14 protein-coding genes are annotated in these 19,459 nt (G+C 45.8%); 11 read left to right on the top strand and 3 right to left on the bottom strand.

The window, feature by feature from the left end; all coding sequences use genetic code 11:
• The first annotated feature begins 152 nt into the window (after window positions 1-152).
• The 3 genes from QQL36_RS00800 (at window position 153) to QQL36_RS00790 (ending at window position 5,683) form a co-directional block, all read left to right on the top strand.
• Window positions 153-2,888 carry a 2-oxoglutarate dehydrogenase E1 component gene (locus tag QQL36_RS00800; protein ID WP_321568600.1) on the top strand — a complete coding sequence of 912 codons (2,736 nt, stop codon included), beginning with the start codon at window positions 153-155 and terminating at the stop codon, window positions 2,886-2,888.
• A 60-nt stretch (window positions 2,889-2,948) separates the two neighbouring features.
• Window positions 2,949-4,508 carry a 2-oxoglutarate dehydrogenase complex dihydrolipoyllysine-residue succinyltransferase gene (odhB, locus tag QQL36_RS00795; RefSeq protein WP_321568599.1) on the top strand — a complete coding sequence of 520 codons (1,560 nt, stop codon included), beginning with the start codon at window positions 2,949-2,951 and terminating at the stop codon, window positions 4,506-4,508.
• An 83-nt stretch (window positions 4,509-4,591) separates the two neighbouring features.
• The gene (locus tag QQL36_RS00790) at window positions 4,592-5,683 is read left to right on the top strand and encodes an RsmB/NOP family class I SAM-dependent RNA methyltransferase (protein ID WP_321568598.1); all 1,092 of its coding nucleotides are present in this window, start codon (window positions 4,592-4,594) and stop codon (window positions 5,681-5,683) included.
• Window positions 5,684-5,722: 39 nt separating this feature from the next.
• On the opposite strand, the gene mnmA is transcribed toward QQL36_RS00790, so the two are convergent.
• Window positions 5,723-6,817, bottom strand: a complete 1,095-nt coding sequence (gene mnmA, locus QQL36_RS00785) for a tRNA 2-thiouridine(34) synthase MnmA (RefSeq protein WP_083729954.1) — start codon at window positions 6,815-6,817, stop codon at window positions 5,723-5,725.
• 135 nt (window positions 6,818-6,952) lie between these two features.
• Between mnmA and QQL36_RS00780 the strand changes: the two genes are divergently transcribed.
• From QQL36_RS00780 to QQL36_RS00760, 5 genes are all read left to right on the top strand, one after another.
• A complete protein-coding gene (locus QQL36_RS00780) occupies window positions 6,953-8,413 on the top strand; it encodes a tagaturonate reductase (RefSeq protein ID WP_321568597.1) in 1,461 nt (486 codons plus the stop codon).
• 8 nt (window positions 8,414-8,421) lie between these two features.
• On the top strand, window positions 8,422-9,816 hold the full coding sequence (gene uxaC, locus QQL36_RS00775; protein ID WP_321568596.1) for a glucuronate isomerase: 1,395 nt from the start codon (window positions 8,422-8,424) through the stop codon (window positions 9,814-9,816).
• Between the two features lie 13 nt (window positions 9,817-9,829).
• On the top strand, window positions 9,830-10,828 hold the full coding sequence (locus QQL36_RS00770) for a sugar kinase (protein ID WP_321568595.1): 999 nt from the start codon (window positions 9,830-9,832) through the stop codon (window positions 10,826-10,828).
• Between the two features lies 1 nt (window position 10,829).
• The gene (locus QQL36_RS00765) at window positions 10,830-11,489 is read left to right on the top strand and encodes a bifunctional 4-hydroxy-2-oxoglutarate aldolase/2-dehydro-3-deoxy-phosphogluconate aldolase (RefSeq protein ID WP_321568594.1); all 660 of its coding nucleotides are present in this window, start codon (window positions 10,830-10,832) and stop codon (window positions 11,487-11,489) included.
• Between the two features lie 114 nt (window positions 11,490-11,603).
• Complete coding sequence (locus QQL36_RS00760) at window positions 11,604-12,908, top strand: MFS transporter (RefSeq protein ID WP_321568593.1); 1,305 nt, start codon at window positions 11,604-11,606, stop codon at window positions 12,906-12,908.
• A gap of 202 nt (window positions 12,909-13,110) precedes the next feature.
• Here QQL36_RS00760 and QQL36_RS00755 read toward each other — a convergent pair whose 3' ends face one another.
• Both QQL36_RS00755 and QQL36_RS00750 read right to left on the bottom strand, forming a co-directional pair.
• Window positions 13,111-14,568 carry an IS1182 family transposase gene (locus tag QQL36_RS00755; RefSeq protein WP_321568592.1) on the bottom strand — a complete coding sequence of 486 codons (1,458 nt, stop codon included), beginning with the start codon at window positions 14,566-14,568 and terminating at the stop codon, window positions 13,111-13,113.
• Window positions 14,569-14,698: 130 nt separating this feature from the next.
• The gene (locus tag QQL36_RS00750; protein ID WP_321568591.1) at window positions 14,699-16,345 is read right to left on the bottom strand and encodes an altronate dehydratase family protein; all 1,647 of its coding nucleotides are present in this window, start codon (window positions 16,343-16,345) and stop codon (window positions 14,699-14,701) included.
• Between the two features lie 412 nt (window positions 16,346-16,757).
• Between QQL36_RS00750 and kduI the strand changes: the two genes are divergently transcribed.
• The 3 genes from kduI to QQL36_RS00735 are packed head-to-tail and all read left to right on the top strand — an operon-like array spanning window position 16,758 to window position 19,450.
• On the top strand, window positions 16,758-17,594 hold the full coding sequence (gene kduI / locus QQL36_RS00745) for a 5-dehydro-4-deoxy-D-glucuronate isomerase (protein ID WP_083729823.1): 837 nt from the start codon (window positions 16,758-16,760) through the stop codon (window positions 17,592-17,594).
• 21 nt (window positions 17,595-17,615) lie between these two features.
• Entirely contained in the window at window positions 17,616-18,380 is a 765-nt protein-coding gene (locus QQL36_RS00740) for an SDR family oxidoreductase (protein ID WP_179091336.1), read from the top strand.
• 20 nt (window positions 18,381-18,400) lie between these two features.
• On the top strand, window positions 18,401-19,450 hold the full coding sequence (locus QQL36_RS00735; protein ID WP_321568590.1) for a LacI family DNA-binding transcriptional regulator: 1,050 nt from the start codon (window positions 18,401-18,403) through the stop codon (window positions 19,448-19,450).
• Window positions 19,451-19,459 lie beyond the last annotated feature (9 nt).

Below are 19,459 nucleotides of genomic sequence, written 5' to 3'. Positions count from 1 at the left end.
CTAACCCCGATCTTCATTATTCATTTTTACGTATATCATTTTTCCATTTTTTTTCACAAAAGAAGAACGATATTTGCAAACCCATATATTATATATGGGTGCATTCAACAGAATAGCAATTTGAATCGAAGCTTTAGCAAAACTCGTTGTAAATGAAGGACTTCTCATTTGTTACCAACTCACATCCTGCCTACATTGAATCTTTATACCAGGATTACCGAAAAGACCCTGGTGCTGTTGACCCGGAATGGGGCAAGTTTTTTGAGGGGTTTGACTTCGCGGTAAACAATGTAAATGGCAAGGCGCCGGGTGCGGGAGCTCCGGTTAGCAGTGATCAGTTAACAAAAGAGCTGAACGTTTACAGGCTGATACAGGCGTATCGCAAAAAAGGTCACCTTATCTCGAAAACTAATCCAATCCGGGAACGTAAAGATCGTCAGGCCAACTTAGATATCTCTTTCTTCGGACTCTCCGATGCCGATCTAAAGACTGAATTCTACATCGGCCAGGAACTGGGTTTAGGAAAAACCAGCCTTGAAAATATTGTCAGCCGGTTAAAACAGGTCTATACTTCTGCAGTAGGTCTGGAATACGCTTACGTGAATGATGCAAAAAAAGTAGAATGGCTGCAGCGCGAAATGGAGACCACCCTGCAAAGAGCACTCACACTGGAACAGCGCAAACGCATTCTCCACAAGCTGAACCAGGGCGTTATCTTCGAAAAATTCCTTCACACAAAATATATAGGTCAGAAGCGTTTTGGTCTGGAAGGTGGTGAAAACACTATTCCTGCACTGGATGCCATCATCAATACTGCTGCCGGCGAAGGTGTTCAGGAAGCAGTGATCGGTATGGCACACAGAGGTCGTCTGAACGTACTGGCAAATATCTTAGGTAAAACTTATGAGCAGATCTTCAACGAATTTGAAGGTCATGCCGTACCAGACCTCACCATGGGTAGCGGTGACGTGAAGTACCACCTGGGCTTCCGCTCTATCGTTGACACCCCGGGCGGTGAAAAAGTTAACCTCCAGTTGCTCCCTAACCCTTCCCACCTGGAAGTGGTAGATCCACTGGTGACTGGTTTTGCCCGTAGTAAGGCCGACGTAATTTATAATAGTGATTATGACAAAATCCTGCCTATCCTCATCCATGGTGATGCTGCGGTAGCTGGTCAGGGTGTTATATATGAGCTCATCCAGATGAGCAACCTGAAAGGGTATTATACCGGTGGTACCATGCACCTGGTGATCAACAACCAGATTGGTTTCACTACCGACTTCGACGATGCCCGCTCTTCTGACTACTGTACTTCAATCGCTTCTACCGTTCAGGCGCCTGTATTCCATGTAAATGGCGACGATGCGGAAGCTGTAGTAAAGGTATCAGAGATCGCAGCCCGCTACCGTCAGGAGTTCAACTCCGATATTTTCATTGACCTGTTGTGCTACCGCAGACATGGCCATAACGAAGGTGATGAGCCTAAGTTTACCCAGCCAAGCCTGTATGCACTGATCGATAAGCACCCTAACCCTCGCGAAGTGTACACCCAGTACCTCCTGCAAAACGGAGAATCTGAAGTACAGGACCTGGCGAAGGAAATGGAAAAAGGCTTCTGGGCACAATTGCAGGAACGCCTGGACGAGGTAAGACAGCACCCGCTGCCTTATACTTACCAGAAACCTGAACAATGGTGGCAGGAACTCCGCAAATCCAAACCGGAAGATTTCGATGCTTCTCCGGTTACAGCAGTAAAAGAAGAAGACGTGAGAAGGCTGATCGGCCGCCTCATGACATGGCCAAAGGAATTTGTGCCACTGCGTAAAGTTGAAAAACTGCTGCAGGATAAGATCAAACTGTATGAAACAGAAGGTAAAGTAGACTGGGCTACCGGCGAATTGCTGGCTTACGCCTCGCTGCTGAGCGAAGGTAGAGACATCCGTATGAGCGGTGAAGACGTGAAGAGAGGTACATTCTCCCACCGTCACGCCATCCTGACCGATGAAAATACCAACGCTACTTACAGCCGTCTGGGTTCTTTACAGGACAAACAAGGTTCATTCCGTATCTATAACTCCCTGCTGAGTGAATTTGCTGTACTGGGATTTGAATATGGCTATGCAATGGCCAATCCAAATTCACTGGTGATCTGGGAAGCGCAATATGGTGACTTTGCTAACGGTGCGCAGACAGTCATCGACCAGTATATTACCAGTGCAGAGCAAAAGTGGACCAATCAGAATGGTATGGTCATGCTGCTGCCTCATGGTTATGAAGGCGGTGGACCAGACCACTCCAATGCACGTCCTGAGCGTTTCCTGCAGTCATGTGCTGAATACAACATCATCGTTACAAATATCACTACTGCTGCGAACTTCTTCCATGCGCTGCGCCGCCAGCTGACCTGGCAGTTCCGTAAGCCACTGGTGAACTTCTCACCAAAAGCGAACTTAAGGCACGTAGGTTCTTACTCCCCAATCTCCGCATTCACTGAAGGTGGATTCAAGGAAGTACTGGACGATGAATTTGTAGACGATGCATCAAGAGTGAAGAAAGTATTGCTGTGTACCGGTAAAATCTACTTCGAACTGGCTGAAAAGCAGGCGAAGGATAACCGTAAGGATGTAGCGATCGTACGCCTGGAGCAATTGTACCCGCTGCCAGCCGTGCAGCTGGAAGCGCTGAACCAGAAGTACAAAGCTGCCACCTGGTTCTGGGTACAGGAAGAGCCCCTCAACATGGGTGCTGCTTCTTACCTGCAAATGAACCTGAAGCAGATCAACTATGGCGTGATCAGTCGCAATCCAAGCGCTGCTACCGCTACTGGTTATGCTAAGGTGCATGCACGCGAACAGCTCGAGATAATTGAAACAGCATTTAACATATAGGGAAGTTTAGAACAAGTGAAGAAATTCACTTTATACAAATCGCACACAGAAATTAGAAATATGGCTATCGAAATCAAAGTTCCTACGGTAGGAGAATCTATTAGCGAGGTAACAATTGCAAAGTGGTTGAAGAAAGACGGTGATTATGTGCAACAGGATGAAGTGATCTGTGAAATGGAATCTGAAAAAGCCACCTTTGAATTAAACGCAGAGAAGGCAGGTATCCTGAAGATAGCTGCTCCTGAAGGTGCTACATTGAAAATTGGAGATGTGGCCTGTACAATTGATACAGATGCGGCTGCCCCTGCGGCAACTGCACCAGCTGCTGCGGCAGCGCCGGCTCCTGAAGCCCCTGCGGCACCTGTAGCGGAAGCTGCACCTGCTGCTCCGGCTGTAAATAAAGGAACGATTGAGATGAAGGTGCCAACTGTGGGAGAATCTATCAGTGAGGTTACTTTGATCAAATGGATAAAGAAAGAAGGTGAATACGTAGAGCGTGATGAAGTGATCTGCGAACTGGAATCAGAGAAAGCTACTTTCGAACTGAATGCAGAAGAAGCTGGTGCACTGATCACCCTGGGTAAAGAAGGCGATGTACTGAAAGTAGGCGATCCTATCGCTAAGATCGATACCAGCGTAGGCCGTCCTGCAGGTAAAGCACAACCAGCTGCTGCAACAACAGCGCCACAAGCTGCACCACAAGTACAGAATGCACCTGTCACCGCTATTCCTAACGATGTGAAAACTACACCTGTAGCTGCTGCTGTTATCGCTGACTCTCATGTAGATCCGGCTACCATCAAAGGTACCGGCGCTCATGGCAAGATCAAGAAAGGCGACGTACTGGCTGCATTACAGAACCCAGGCGTAGCACTGGATCAGGAACTGTTCACCCGCGGCGAACGTCGTGAAAAGATGAGCAACCTGCGTAAGACAGTTTCCCGCCGTCTGGTAGAAGCTAAGAACACTACTGCCATGCTCACCACTTTCAACGAAGTGGACATGACTAACATCATGGAGCTGCGCGCTAAATACAAAGAAGTGTTCAAGAAACAACATGAGGTGAACCTGGGCTTTATGAGCTTCTTCACCAAAGCTTGTTGCTTTGCACTGAAAGAATTCCCTGCTGTAAATGGTTACATCGATGGGGAAGAACTGGTGTACCACGAATACTGTGATGTATCTATCGCAGTTTCTGCACCTAAGGGTCTGGTTGTACCGGTTATCCGCAATGCAGAGAGCCTGGATATGGCACAGATCGAGAAAAAAGTAGTGGAACTGGCTACCAAAGCACGCGATAGCAAACTGACAATGGATGAAATGACCGGTGGTACCTTCACCATCACCAATGGTGGTGTGTTTGGTTCTCTCATGAGTACACCAATCATCAACATTCCTCAGTCTGCAATCCTGGGTATGCACAAAATCCAGGATCGCCCAATGGCAGTGAACGGTCAGGTAGTAATCCGTCCGATGATGTACATTGCGCTGAGCTACGATCACCGTATCATCGATGGTCGTGAGTCTGTAAGCTTCCTGGTACGTGTCAAGGAAATGCTGGAAAATCCAGAACAACTGCTGTTCGGTAAAGATCCACTGAAAGCATTACTGAAACTCTAACTTAGTTTTTTATAAGCCTTTGGCAAAACGCTCAATGCTGCATTATAGGGCATTGAGCGTTTTCCTTTTTTATATGATGTGATATGACCCGATGGGAGAATTATTTAGCGGCTGCTGAAAAAGTGATAGCGGAATATGATGGAGGATTGCCTTTGCATCATTTCCTGAAAGGTTTTTTTAAGCAGCATCCTTATATGGGAAGCCGCGATAGACGGCATATTTCACAACTGGTGTATGCTTATTACCGGTTGGGTTATCTGTATAAAGAGGAAATGTCCGTACAGGAAAGGATCCAGATTGGTTTGCATTTATGCAAGGCAGAGGAATCGGAAAACTTCGCCATTCCAGCTCCTGCAGATATACCTTTGGATAATATCTTTCCCTTTAAAGCCGCGCTTTCTCCCGATATAGATCCTGTCGGTTTTTCCCGGTCATTTCTGAAGCAGCCGTTTTTATTTATTCGTACCCGCAAAGGCAAACAGGAAGCAATAAAAAAGCTGCTGCAACGGGCAGAGATCACATTCGAAGAATGGGGACCAACCACCCTCGCATTGCCAAACAGCACAAAGATCGATACGATCGTCACCGATAAAAGCTGGTACGAAATCCAGGATGCTTCCTCCCAACAGGTAGGTCATCTCTTCCATCCAAAACCGGGTGAACAATGGTGGGATAGCTGTGCGGCCAGCGGAGGGAAATCCATCTTATTATTTGATCAGGAACCAAAGGTAAAACTCATGGTAAGCGATGTGCGCCCCTCCATTATTTCAAATCTGCACATGCGCTTCAAAGAAGCAGGTATCAGGGATTACACCAGTATGGTCATGGACCTGACAGCCCCTATCGCCCTCGAACGTCGCTTCGATAATATCATTTTAGATGCACCTTGTTCCGGCTCCGGTACGTGGGGACGTACACCAGAAAACCTCTCTTTCTTCAGGGAGGAACAGATCAAAGAATACCAACAATTACAACAAACTATCGCAGGCAACGTAGTGAAACTATTGAAGCCGGGTGGATCATTAATTTATATCACCTGCTCTGTATTCCGTCAGGAAAATGAAGATGTCGTCGCTCATGTAGAAAATACGACAGGCTTGAAAAAGCAGGAGGGAGGTGTCATTGCCGGCTATGAAAAAGGCGCTGACAGCATGTTTGCTGTGCGCCTGGCATAAAAAAGGGGTTTGCCGTCAGGCAAACCCCTTTTTATAAAATTATAGACTTCGCTGTATAATACCTCCGGCAATCACATCATCCCCCTCATAAAATACTGCCGATTGTCCCGGTGCAATCCCCTTCACATTTCCATAAAAGTTCACCTTCACTTTTCCATCTACATTATACAAATTACTCAGCGCTCCCTTATCCTTATACCGGATCTTGGTGATCGCCTCCATTCCTTCCGGAATATGATCGTACTTAATATAATTAATCCCCGCTACCAGGGTCTCCGTTCTATTCAACTCTTCCTCATCGCCCAACACAACGGTATTCGTTTCTGGTATAATCTCCGTCACATAGATCGGCCTTCCCAGTGCAATATCCAACCCTTTACGCTGACCAATGGTATAAAAAGGATACCCTTTATGGTGTCCTACAATCGTACCATCACTCAATACAAAGTTGCCACCATTCACCTGTTCTTCCAATCCATCCACACGACGTTTCAGGAACCCACGATAGTCATTATCCGGTACAAAACAGATCTCATAGCTCTCCGCCTTTTTCGCCAGTTCAGGATACCCGAAATCTTCCGCCATCTGGCGGATCTCGGTCTTCCTGTATTGACCTAAAGGCAAAATAGTCCGTGCCAATACATCCTGCTCCAATCCCCAAAGTACATAACTCTGGTCCTTCAGCTCATCCAGCCCTTTACTCAGCACCCAACGATTATTCTCTTCACGAATTTTTGCGTAATGCCCTGTAGCAATAAAAGCACAATCCATCGCATCTGCCCGTTTCATGAGCGCCCGCCATTTTATATGCGTATTGCACAGCACGCACGGGTTCGGCGTGCGTCCAGCCATATATTCCTCGACGAAGTTGTTGATGACGTAGTCGCCAAATTCTTCCCGGATGTCCAGGACGAAGTGGGGGAAGCCGTGATGTACAGCCGCAGCCCGTGCGTCATTAAAAGAATCCAGGTTACAACACCCGGTTTCTTTCTTACTGGAGCCGGCAGAAGCGTAATCCCAGGTTTTCATGGTGATACCCACCACTTCATAACCCTGCTCGTGTAGCATCAGGGCGGTCACGGTACTATCAATACCGCCGCTCATTGCTACCAGCACTTTGCCATGTCTGCTCATTATTGTGTATTTAAGAATGCAAAATTACAGAAAAAGAGGGGGAACGGATAGATCGATTTTTTTCGATTTGTAAATTACCTGTCTGCGGGGTGTAAAAAAATTAAAACAAATTCCCGGATTTCCCTAAATTTAAACATGTTACCAACATTAAATAAAGCATATTTACTGCAACACCCGGAATTGGGTGTCACCGAGCGCTACTTTACCTTCCCGGAGAAGATCCTCCAGTTCGGTACCGGCGTGCTTTTACGTGGCCTCGTCGACTACCTCGTTGACAAAGCCAACAAAGCCGGCCAGTTCGAAGGAAGAATCGTAGTCGTAAAATCCACGGACGGAGAAACTACCGAATTTACTTCACAAGACAATCTCTTCACTACCCACATCAAGGGCGTAGCCCAGGGGGAATTGGTAGATCAACAGCTAATAAACGCTTCTATTAGCCGTGTTTTGCAATCGAATGCAGAATGGAACGAAATACTAAAAACCGTCCACCAGCCTGCATTACAGATTATTATCTCCAACACCACCGAAGTCGGCATTCAGTACGTTCCTGAAAAGATTGAAGGCATTGTCCCGGTATCCTACCCCGGCAAGTTACTGGCCGTACTCTGGGAGCGCTATCAGTGTTTCAAAGGCGCCTCCCATACCGGTTTTGTGATCGTACCTACCGAATTAGTGGTGAACAATGGAAACTTATTAAAAGACATCGTCCTGAAACTGGCTGCTTACAATGACATGCCAGCTGAATTCCAGACCTGGATCGCGGCCAATAACAGCTTCTGCAACTCCCTGGTGGACAGGATCGTTCCCGGCAAACCAAAAGAACTGCCACCTGCAGGGTATACGGACCAACTCTGGATCAATGCAGAACCTTTCCTGCTCTGGGCCATCGAAGGCGATGCTCCCATCGCCCAAATCCTCAATTTCCACAAGGCCGATGCCCGCATGCTCATTACTTCTGATATCACACCTTACAGAGAGCAGAAGTTGCGCATCCTGAATGGTAGTCATACCGTTTCAGTGCCATTAGGTTACCTGAGAGGGCTGAATACCGTGTATGAATGTATGGAAGACCCTTACATGCGTGCATTTTTCAGAACAGTGGTCATCGACGAAATGCTGCCTACAATTAAAGATACCTGCCCACAGGCGCCATTATTTGCAGAAGATGTGCTGGACAGATTTGCCAATCCATCTATTGCACATAAGCTACTGAGCATTACCTTTCAGGAGAGCAGTAAGATGAATGCCCGCAACGTGCGCACTTTTGTAAGGTATTATGAGCAGCAGGGCAAAGTACCACCCGCTATGTGTCAGGGTTTTGCCGCCATGATCCTGTTCCTTCGCCCGGCGAAGCAGGAAAATGGCCAGTACTTTGGTGTAAGAGGTACAGAATATTATCAGATCACCGACGACCGCGCAGCCATCTTTGCCGGTTATTGGCAACAGTATACCGATATTCCACAACTGGTAAAAGCCATCAGTGCCGATACCACATTGTGGGAAGCTGACCTGTCAGCATTGTCCGGGTTCACAACAGCAGTGGCAGGACATTTACAGGAAATGTTGGAGAATCAAGCAGCGTTAATTAAGTAATTCTAGTTATGAAGGCTTTTATGGATGCTGATTTCCTGTTGAAAACGGAAACAGCTAGGCGGTTATTCCACGATTATGCAAAAGAGATGCCTATCATCGATTATCATAATCACTTACCACCTGATGAAATAGCAAATAACCGGCAGTTTGAAAGCCTTACAGCCATCTGGCTCAAAGGCGATCATTACAAATGGAGAGCCATGCGTGCAAACGGTGTAGCAGAGCAATTCGTGACCGGTGATGCCGATGACCTGACCAAATTCAAACACTGGGCAGCCACCGTACCTTATACCATGCGCAATCCCCTGTACCACTGGACCCATATGGAGTTGCAAAACCCCTTTGGTGTAAAGCAGTTACTGGATGCTTCCAATGCTGACTGGGTGTACAACCATTGCAATGAACAACTCCCACACTGGCGTACACAGACCCTGCTCAAACATTTCAAAGTAACGACGCTCTGCACTACAGATGATCCATGTGATAACCTGGAGCATCATACAATGATCAGACAATCTGGTTTCGACATTCGTGTATTGCCTACTTTCCGCCCCGATAAGGCGATAGCGGTAGAAGATGCACAAGCATTCAACGCCTACGCAGATAAGCTGGGAATGATAGCTAATATGCCCACAGGCAGCTATCACCAGTTTATGGAAGCATTGCGCAGCAGACATGATTATTTTCATGAAGCCGGCGGCCGCCTCTCTGATCATGGTATCAGTACATTTTACAACACGGCATTTACGGCCACTGAACTCGAAACCATCTACGCCAAACTGAGAGCAGGCAAAGAAATCAGCACAGCAGAAGCCTTACAATTCAAAACCGGTACCCTCCACCTGATCTGTGAATGGAATCATGAAAGAGGTTGGGTACAGCAATTTCACGTAGGGGCGATCCGGAATAACAACAGCCGTCTCGTACAGCAAATTGGCGCTGATGCAGGAGTTGATTCCATCGGTGACTGGCAGGTAGCTATCGCGATGTCCGGTTTCCTGGATGGCCTTGACAAGAAAAATAAATTAGCTAAAACTGTCGTATACAACCTGAACCCTTCTTATAACGAAGTGTTTGCGACCATGGCTGGCAATTTCCAGGATGGCACAGTACCTGGAAAAATGCAATTTGGCTCCGGCTGGTGGTTCCTGGATCAGAAAGATGGCATGGAAAAACAAATGAACACCCTGAGCAATATGGGCCTGCTAAGTCGTTTTGTAGGTATGCTCACAGATTCAAGAAGTTTCCTTTCCTGGTCACGTCATGAATATTTTCGCCGTATTTTGTGTAACCTCCTGGGTGATGATGTGGAAAACGGAGAGTTGCCTGGTGATATCAACTGGTTAGGAAAAATGGTGCAGGATATTTGTTATAATAATGCCAGATCGTATTTTGGATTTTAGTTAACCGAACTATATGAAACCAGTTAAAGTCATTTCCTTTGGAGAAATATTGCTCCGCCTGTCACCACAATGGGAACAGCACAATGCTGCCCTCTATGTAGGAGGTGCGGAAGCCAATGTAGCAGCGGCCCTGGCTAAATGGGGCACATCTGTTGCTTATATCAGCCGTATGCCAGACAATGGTATCGCGCATGAAGTAGAACAACAATTGCAGCATTTAGGTGTCACTACCGATCGTATGATAAGAGGTGGAGACCGCATCGGTATCTATTACCTCGAGCAGGGGAAGGACCTGAAAAATGCAGGCGTGGTATACGACCGTAAATATTCTTCCTTTAGCCAGTTACAACCGGGAACGGTAGATTGGGACAGCCTTTTAGGTGATGCAGAATGGTTCCACTGGAGTGCCCTCACACCCGCCCTGAATGAAGATACCGCCATCATTTGCAAAGAAGTACTGGAAGCTGCTACCCGCAAAGGATTATTCATCTCTACAGATCTCAACTACCGTAGCAGACTATGGCAATATGGAAAACAACCATTCGCTGTCATGCCTGAACTGGTAGCATATTGTGACCTGGTGATGGGCAATATCTGGGCGGCACACACCATGTTGGATACAAACCTGAATACCGTAGCACTGGAAGCCAACAGCAGGGAAGTATACCTGCAACAGGCACATGAAGTCGCCCTGGAAATTACAGAGAAGTTCCCCCGTTGCAAACAAGTGGCATTTACCTATCGTTTCTCGCATGCACCTATCCATAATCTGTATTACGCTACCTGGTATGACAATGGTACACTGAGTGTATCCAAACAATACGAAACCAGTGAAGTGGTAGACAGAGTAGGGAGTGGTGATAGTTTCATGGCAGGATTAATTCATGCCCGTTTAAGTGGTATGGATGCACAGGAAACCATTTCATTTGCCGCAGCCGCAGCATGGTCAAAACTCTTCCTGAAAGGAGATTTTAATTTAACAGACAAAGCAGATATCCTAAAACTGATTTAATATGGCAATAGCCGCATCTACCATAGTCTCAGCTTTCGAGAAAAGCAAGATCATCCCGGTGTTTTATCATGATGATGAAGCCACTTGTATTCAGGTCATGACCGCTTGTTATGCCGCTGGCATCCGTGTGTTTGAATTCACTAACAGGGGAGAACATGCACGTCGCAACTTTGCTGCTATGCGTGATAAAAAACTGGTAGAAATGCCTGATCTGTACCTGGGCATTGGTACCATTAAGAATGCAGAAGAAGCAAAGGCATTTGCAGGTGCCGGTGCTGATTTCATCATCAGTCCGATTACTGATGTAAGTATTGCAGATGCCTGCAAAGAAGCAGACATTGTATGGGTACCGGGTTGTATGACACCTTCCGAAATAGCTACCGCCGAAAAAACAGGTGCACGTTTCGTAAAACTGTTTCCGGGTAGTCTGTTAGGCCCTGATTATGTCACTGCCATCAAGCCGCTTTTTCCTGACATGAAATTTATGCCGACAGGTGGAGTCGCACCCACCAAAGAAAGTATACAAACCTGGCTGAATGCAGGCGTGGTATGTGTCGGCATGGGTTCAAACTTATTGAACAAAGACCTGATTGCGAAACAGGATTGGGATGCCCTCAAGACCCAATTGTCCAAAGTAGTTGACATCGTAAAAAGTCTGTAAACGTAGCCTGTAAAGAGACAGCGACTAAATTCCTGTCTATTTTGTGCAAACGTTTGCATTATTCGCGCCGGTGTTGTATCTTAATTCCACTTTATAAATTCCAAAATGAAAGGCATGGATTCCACAACTATAGGTAGGTATCGCTGGCGCATTTGTGCGTTATTGTTTTTTGCGACCACCATCAACTATATAGACCGTCAGGTGATTGGTCTGCTCAAGCCCACATTATCTGAGTCTTTTCACTGGACGGAAACAGACTTTGCCCATATCATGACAGCCTTTTCTGCTGCCTATGCCGTTGGTTTATTATTCTTTGGCCGGTTAGTAGATAAGATTGGTACAAAGATGGGGTATATACTTTCCATCGTAGTATGGAGTGTAGCGGCTATCTTACATGCACTGGCCAAAACAACGCTGGGCTTCGGTTTTGCGAGAGTTTTCCTGGGCCTTGGAGAATCAGGTAACTTCCCTGTAGCTATCAAAACAGTGGCTGAGTGGTTCCCTAAAAAGGAAAGGGCGCTGGCTACCGGTATCTTCAATTCAGGGGCCAATATCGGTGCGGTATTAGCACCTATAGTAGTACCCTGGTTAAATGGTAAATATGGCTGGCAACATGCTTTTATATGGACAGGGGCGATTGGTTTTATCTGGCTCATCTTCTGGGTGATCTGGTACGAAATTCCTGCACGTCACAAACAACTGACACAGGCAGAGTATGACTACATTCACAGTGATGATATTATAGAAGCACCTGTAAAAGATATAGATCCTCATCCAAAAAGTGTATCCTGGAGAAAGCTGTTAAGTATCCGGCAAACCTGGGCATTCGTATTTGGAAAGTTGCTCACAGACCCCATCTGGTGGTTCTTCCTCTTCTGGTTACCATCTTTTCTTTCAGACACCTATCATCTCGATTTCACCAAGCCCAATCTGCAGCTGATGCTGATTTACACAGCTACCACCATCGGTAGCATCGGCGGTGGTTATTTGTCTTCATGGCTGATAAAAAGAGGTTGGCCAGTATTCAAAGCAAGAAAGACATCGATGTTCATCTTCGCAATCGCAGTCACCCCGGTTATATTTATACAAAACGCTACCAACATGTGGGTCGTAGTGGGTCTTATTGCCCTCGCCGCCGCTGCACACCAGGCATGGTCTGCAAATATCTTTACGATAGCATCAGACATGTTTCCTAAATACGCAGTCAGTTCTGTAGTTGGATTAGGAGGAATGGCAGGATCAGTAGGAGGGAGCTTATTTCCCTTAGTTGTAGGATACTTATTAGATCATTATAAACTATTGGGCAACATCACCACCGGTTACAATATCTTATTCGTAATCTGTGGCTGTATCTACCTTGTAGCATGGCTCATGATGCACATCTTTGCTCCCCGCATGGAGAGCGTTCATTTCGAATAACAAAAAAGGCCGCTGCGATAGCGAGGGCACTGAAGAAGTTGCCCTTTTATGAGGGATCTCTTAAAAAATGATCAGGTAGAACACGTTTTTACCTGATCGTTTTTTTTGTACAAGAACTCGTTATTGGGCTTATATGATGATTTGTTGCGCATGATTGGTAAAATCCAAAGTTCTCCGGGCAGTTTTCACCAACTTTCGTCTTTTAGAGGTTTAGTTTGATAATTCTTTTCAGATTTACCGTGAAGATCGCCAATGCACCTTGCATTTGCATGCTATCAATCCCATAGGATATTGCCCGATTATAGCCATGTACATTCTTTAACTCACTGTTTTTTGCCTCGATCTTATATCGCTGTCTGGCCTTTTCTTTATAATATTCACTTTCTTGAAAAATCATTTGTTGCTGGTGTAAGTTTGATTGTATGGATACAGAATAGCTTTTAGTCTTTGCTTCAGGCTTATAACAATTGTCCTTCAGCGCGCAGATCTTACATTTTTCAATGTCAAAAAAATAGGTATCTACCTGATTAGTACCTACATCCTTCCTGCCATTACGGACTTTTTTAATCGCCATATGACCGGCCGGACAAACGAACATATCGGCATCCTTATTATAATCAAACTTATCCTCATCCTTTCTAAAGCCCTGGGTAATGGAAGGGTTCAGCTTTGCTACCACTTGTATATTCTGACCCTGGTTATCTTTTAATTTAAGGTTTTCTTTGCCCGAATATGCGGAATCACCGATAATCGTATCAACTTCAATCCCATTGTTCTGGCTGATCTCCAAAAGTTTGGGCAACTCCGGGCCATCACCTTTTTCTCCTGATGTGACTACCGCCGCGGTTATGATACGCTCTTCTGTCATGGCAAGATGTGTCTTATAGCCAAAGAATGAACTATCCGCAGATTTGTGCCCGATCCTGGCGTCCAGATCTGTGGAGAGTATGTGGTTTTCTTCCGTATCCTCTAATGTTTCCTTTAGCAGGTTTAGCTTTTCTTTAACCGCAGGTATTGAACTTAAAGTCTGCTCTGAGCTAATACGCCTCTCAAGTTCTCTGCAATAAATCAGCTCATCCTGCAGATCATTCGACGTATTTTTCTCAGGCAGATAGCCCTTCATATCCTTATCTATGGCGTAAACTGCTTTGCGAAGTAATTTTGAACGTTCTCTTAACACATCAAGGGCCGAATAAGGATTCGATCTGGAGAGTGAATGGGTGGCATCAACAATGATCGATTTGGATTTAATAATTCCTTTTTCGAGAGCAATAGATACAGTTTTGCCAATCAGCAGATTTAACAGGTCTGTGTCTTTTAAGCGAAGCTTTCGAAATTTAGTCAGTGAACTAGGGTTGATAACAGCTTCCTCGGGAGACATATCAAGAAAGTATTTGAAGGACATATCATAACGGGAACGCTCAACGATATCGACGTCTGAGGCAGTATAGATCGTTTTCAATAATAAGTATTTGAACATACGGATCGGGCTTTCAGCCATGCGACCATTATTCAAACAATACTTATTCACCAGTTCCTGATAAATAAACTGAAAATCGATCAGTTCGTTAATCTGGCGGAGCAGATTGTCTTTAGGTACTATAAGATCGTAAAGACTCGAAAAAGAACTAAGCTGAAGTTGCTGTTGATGAGGTAACATGCTATGATATATTGCTGATACCTCTAAGATAATTGAAAGGGAGCAGTAAACTTGCGTTTGCTGCTCCCTTTAATATTTAAGCATCTTGGGACTTTTTCAGTGCCCTCTGCGATAGCAGCGGCCTTTTTTGTTACAAACTCACCCCTCTCTTCCACGGAATAAAATCATCCTGATGCAGCAACTCCGCCTTCGTCTGCACCTCTCCACTTGCCGCCTTAATCACAAACTCCAATATCTCTTCCCCCATTTCCTCAATACTCACCTCTCCGCTTATGATCGTACCTGTATTAATATCAATAATATCCGGCATTCTTTGCGCCAATTTCGTATTCGTCGCTAACTTCACCACCGGTGCAATCGGGTTCCCCGTCGGCGTACCCAACCCAGTCGTAAACAACACAATATTCGCACCCGACCCTACCTCTGCCGAAGTAGACTCCACATCATTGCCCGGCGTACACAACAAATTCAACCCCGGTTTCTTTACATACTCTGTATAGTCCAACACATCTATCACCGGAGAAATCCCCCCTTTTTTCGCCGCACCTGCTGACTTGATCGCATCTGTGATCAACCCATCCTTAATATTCCCCGGAGAAGGATTCATATAAAAACCAGAACCCACAGACTCTGCCTGACTCTCATACGCACGCATAATACGAATGAACTTATCAGACACATCTTTCTCCACACAACGATTGATCAACTCCTGCTCCACACCACACAATTCCGGAAATTCAGACAAGATAGAAGTACCACCCAACGCCACCAGCAAATCAGAAGTATGACCCACCGCCGGATTCGCAGAAATGCCAGAGAACCCATCAGAACCACCACACTCCAGGCCAATCACCAGTTTTGACAATGGACTTGGTTTCCTTCCTTCCTTATCCGCTTCAATCAACGCCAGGAATGTATCTTTAATAGCAGAAGACAACATGGTGAACTCAGAAGCACTCTTCTGCTGCTCATATACCAACACTGGTTTATTAAACGCTGGATTCAGTTTCTTTAATGCTTCCTGCAGAATCGATACCTGTGCGTGTTGACAACCCAGACTCAATATAGTAGCACCTGCTACATTCGGATGGTGAATGTACCCGGCCAGCAGTGCACACAGTGCATCAGAATCCTGCCTGGTACCACCACAACCACCTTCGTGCATCAGGAACTTGATACCATCTATATTATTAAATACGGTATGACGTTTATTACTCAGAGTTACTGCCTCTGCCGTGTACGTCTTAATCGCATTCAGATCTCCCTTCTTATATAAAGACACTAAATCCTGTACCTGCTCATTATACACCTCTGTTGGCGCAAAACCCAACCCTTTTTCAAAGGCAGTCTTGATCACACTCACGTTACGGTTCTCACAAAATACCATCGGAATCACCAGCCAGTAGTTACGCGTACCTACCTGACCATCATTACGTGGATAACCCATAAAGGTGCGGTTAGCCCACTTACTCACATCAGGCTTTTCCCATTGCACAGTTCCTTCTTTTTCGTGGAAAGCACTGGCGTCATGTTTTACATTGGTAATAGTAATCAGTTCACCTTTGGCAATGGCAACATTGGCTTTACCAACCAATACTCCATACATAGTGATAGGATCGCCTTCCTTAGCATCAGCGATCATGAATTTATGTTTAGCGGGAACGTCTTTTAATAAGGTTATTGTGGAACCATTAAACCCGACTTCCGTACCTTGCTGGAGGTCTTGTAAAGCAACAAGTACATTGTCGCCGGGATGTATTTGCAGATACTTATTCATATAAGCTAAAGTATAAAATTACCACACCGCCTGTTAATACTAAAATCTTAATCATTAATGCGATTTTGACTTTAGAATGATAGTAAAACACTCGATAGGTTGGCTAAAAGGTTTTAGCGGTTAAGAAGACCCCAAATCCTTATCAGAAAAGGGAACGCAAAGATAATGACTCCCTCTCTAATGGAAATATTTATAATGTGATAAACGGCTGGTAATACCTCCCAAACACCCTGAATTAGGCAGATTAGCCAAAAAACAAGTGGTTAATGATAAAAAAGTATCAGTCTGATTGTCATGCAAACGTTTGCATTTCTGGGCATTAAGCACTATCTTTCCATTCAGTTATGAAAGATGCACTGATACGCATCTCCCGCTATTTTATTATCATTTCTAAAAACTAATTGTCAGCCGTATGACAGCCGAAACGAGATATGCCACCAGCCCAGCCTCCGTGTTGCGCTGGACGACAGACGAAACCCGGAAAGAACTGCTCATAGATAAGCTCTTCTTTGCCGACGATGCAGTATTGGTATATAGCCATTATGATCGCTTTATCACAGGCGGCATCATGCCTGTGAACAAAACCGTAAAACTGGGAACACCCGATCAGCTGAAAGCTACCTACTTCCTGGAACGTAGAGAACTGGGTATTATCAATGTAGGCGCTCCCGGAAAAGTACAGGTAGATGGAGAAATATTCGAAGTAGGCTTCAAAGAGGCATTATATATAGGCAGGGGCAAACAGGAAATCCTCTTCAGCAGCAACGACTGTGAGCAACCTGCTAAGTATTATATCAACTCTACCCCAGCTCATCAGACATATCCAACCCGTCTGGTCACAAAGAAGGATGCGGAAATCGTAACCCTGGGTAGCCCCGAAACCGCCAATCACCGTACTATCAATAAACTGCTCGTCGCCTCTGTACTACCTACCTGCCAGTTGCAGATGGGTATGACCGAACTCAAAACAGGCAGCATCTGGAATACTATTCCTGCACATACACACGACAGACGCATGGAGGTCTACTTCTACTTCGAAGTACCCGATGGGCAATCCGTTTGTCACTTCTGGGGGCAACCACAGGAAACCCGTCATATCTGGATGCAGAACGAACAGGCGGTGATATCACCACCCTGGTCTATTCACTCCGGCGCCGGCACCAGCAACTATACATTTATCTGGGGCATGGCTGGTGAAAACCTCGACTATGGAGACATGGATGTATGTGCAGTACCCGATTTACGTTAACCTGAAAAATAACTCATTATGATACTGCGGTCATTTGATCTCACAGGCAAGGTGGCATTGGTAACCGGTGCCAAACGAGGTATCGGCAAAGGTATAGCCGTAGCCCTCGCAGAAGCAGGAGCAGATATAATAGGTGTATCTGCTTCGCAGGAACCCACAGGTAGTGAAGTGGAAAAAGCCGTGCAGGCAGCAGGCAAAAAATTTTATGGCTACACCTGCGATATGGGGAACCGCGAAGCCCTGTATGCATTCATCAAAGAAGTGACCAGCCGTTTTCCTGTCATCGATATATTGGTCAACAATGCAGGCACCATCCTCCGTGCACCGGCAGCAGAACATCCGGATGAATATTGGGATGAAGTATTAGGCATCAACCTCGATGCACCATTTATACTTACACGGGAAATTGGTAAACAGATGCTTTCACGGGGCCGTGGAAAGATTATCTTTACAGCATCGCTGCTCACCTTCCAGGGTGGCATCAATGTGCCGGGATATGCTGCCAGCAAAGGCGCCGTAGGATCACTGGTCAAAGCATTTGCCAATGAATGGGCAGGAAAAGGCGTACATGTCAATGCCATTGCTCCAGGGTACATCGCTACAGACAATACCGCCGCCCTTCGTGCAGATGAAGATCGCAGTACTGCCATCTTATCACGTATACCCGCCGGCCGTTGGGGCACTCCTGAAGACTTCCAGGGACCTGCCGTATTCCTTGCCTCCGCGGCTTCGGACTATGTACATGGTACCATCCTGACTGTCGATGGAGGGTGGATGGGGCGATAGTATTGGCTACACACTGATATATGAGTAAAAGAACAGAAAAAACGATTGTCGATATTGCGGAAGAACTGGGATTCTCCGTGTCTACTGTGTCCAGGGCATTGAATGACCATCCCAATATCAGCGCACGTACAAAAGAAAAAGTGAAGAAGATGGCCCGCAAACTGGGCTACCGTCCAAATGCGATGGCTGCTGGCCTGCGCAACAACCGAAGTAAAACCATCGGTTTACTCGTGCCGCGTATCTCTATGTTCTTCCCTGCTACTATCAGTACAGTCGTACAAAACAAACTACAGGAGCATGGTTATAATGTGATCATCTGTCAGTCCAACGATTCTTATGAACAGGAAGTGGCCCTGACCAATACCCTGTATTCCGCAAGAATAGATGCACTGGCTGTATCCACTACATTAAATACCACTGACTTCTCTCACTTCGATATCTTCAAGGATAACAATATACCATTGGTATTTTTCGACAGGGTACCAAAGGACTACGATGTCACAGTCGTGAAAGGTGATGATTACTTAGGTGGATTGACCGTGACTCAACACCTGATCGAACAGGGGTGTAAAGATATCGTCCACATCTCCGGCCCACTCACCTGCAACCTGTATGTAGAAAGAGTAGCCGGGTTCAAACATGCCTTGCAGCAACACAAAATTCCTTTTAAAAAATCAAGGGTTTTTTACCAGGAGTTAACCCGTGACAATGCATGGCAGGCATGCAAAAAGATCTTTGCACAACAACCTTATCCGGATGGCATCTTTGCTGCCAATGATACCACTGCCATTACCATACTGGAATATTGCAGGAAGATCAGGGTCAGAGTGCCGGAAGATCTGAAAGTAGTCGGCTACTCCAACGATCCGAGGGCAGAGATTATCAGTCCGGCTATCACTTCGGTAGACCAGTTCCCCGCTTTGATGGGAGAAAGGGTAGCTGCTGCATTACTGGATCTGATGCAACAACCCAGACAAACCCCTCAGCAACATGCAGCTGAGATGGTACCCATTCAGTTAATCAAACGTGCTTCATCCGAAGTAAAAGTAACTAAGCGAAAAAAGAGTTAATACTATAAA

The organism is Chitinophaga sp. LS1 (assembly GCF_034274695.1).
Lineage (GTDB): Bacteria > Bacteroidota > Bacteroidia > Chitinophagales > Chitinophagaceae > Chitinophaga.
Note: the sequence above shows the minus strand (reverse complement) of the source record. Positions and strands in the feature narration are given on the sequence as shown.

What these genes read in the sequence shown, in the direction of transcription:
- QQL36_RS00735 (WP_321568590.1), top strand. Translation starts at nt 18,401, where the DNA reads ATGAGTAAAAGAACAGAAAAAACGATTGTCGATATTGCGGAAGAACTG.
- odhB (WP_321568599.1), top strand. Translation starts at nt 2,949, where the DNA reads ATGGCTATCGAAATCAAAGTTCCTACGGTAGGAGAATCTATTAGCGAG.
- QQL36_RS00780 (WP_321568597.1), top strand. Translation starts at nt 6,953, where the DNA reads ATGTTACCAACATTAAATAAAGCATATTTACTGCAACACCCGGAATTG.
- mnmA (WP_083729954.1), bottom strand. Translation starts at nt 6,817, where the DNA reads ATGAGCAGACATGGCAAAGTGCTGGTAGCAATGAGCGGCGGTATTGAT.
- QQL36_RS00765 (WP_321568594.1), top strand. Translation starts at nt 10,830, where the DNA reads ATGGCAATAGCCGCATCTACCATAGTCTCAGCTTTCGAGAAAAGCAAG.
- QQL36_RS00790 (WP_321568598.1), top strand. Translation starts at nt 4,592, where the DNA reads ATGACCCGATGGGAGAATTATTTAGCGGCTGCTGAAAAAGTGATAGCG.
- QQL36_RS00760 (WP_321568593.1), top strand. Translation starts at nt 11,604, where the DNA reads ATGGATTCCACAACTATAGGTAGGTATCGCTGGCGCATTTGTGCGTTA.
- QQL36_RS00800 (WP_321568600.1), top strand. Translation starts at nt 153, where the DNA reads ATGAAGGACTTCTCATTTGTTACCAACTCACATCCTGCCTACATTGAA.
- QQL36_RS00750 (WP_321568591.1), bottom strand. Translation starts at nt 16,345, where the DNA reads ATGAATAAGTATCTGCAAATACATCCCGGCGACAATGTACTTGTTGCT.
- QQL36_RS00770 (WP_321568595.1), top strand. Translation starts at nt 9,830, where the DNA reads ATGAAACCAGTTAAAGTCATTTCCTTTGGAGAAATATTGCTCCGCCTG.
- QQL36_RS00755 (WP_321568592.1), bottom strand. Translation starts at nt 14,568, where the DNA reads ATGTTACCTCATCAACAGCAACTTCAGCTTAGTTCTTTTTCGAGTCTT.
- kduI (WP_083729823.1), top strand. Translation starts at nt 16,758, where the DNA reads ATGACAGCCGAAACGAGATATGCCACCAGCCCAGCCTCCGTGTTGCGC.
- uxaC (WP_321568596.1), top strand. Translation starts at nt 8,422, where the DNA reads ATGAAGGCTTTTATGGATGCTGATTTCCTGTTGAAAACGGAAACAGCT.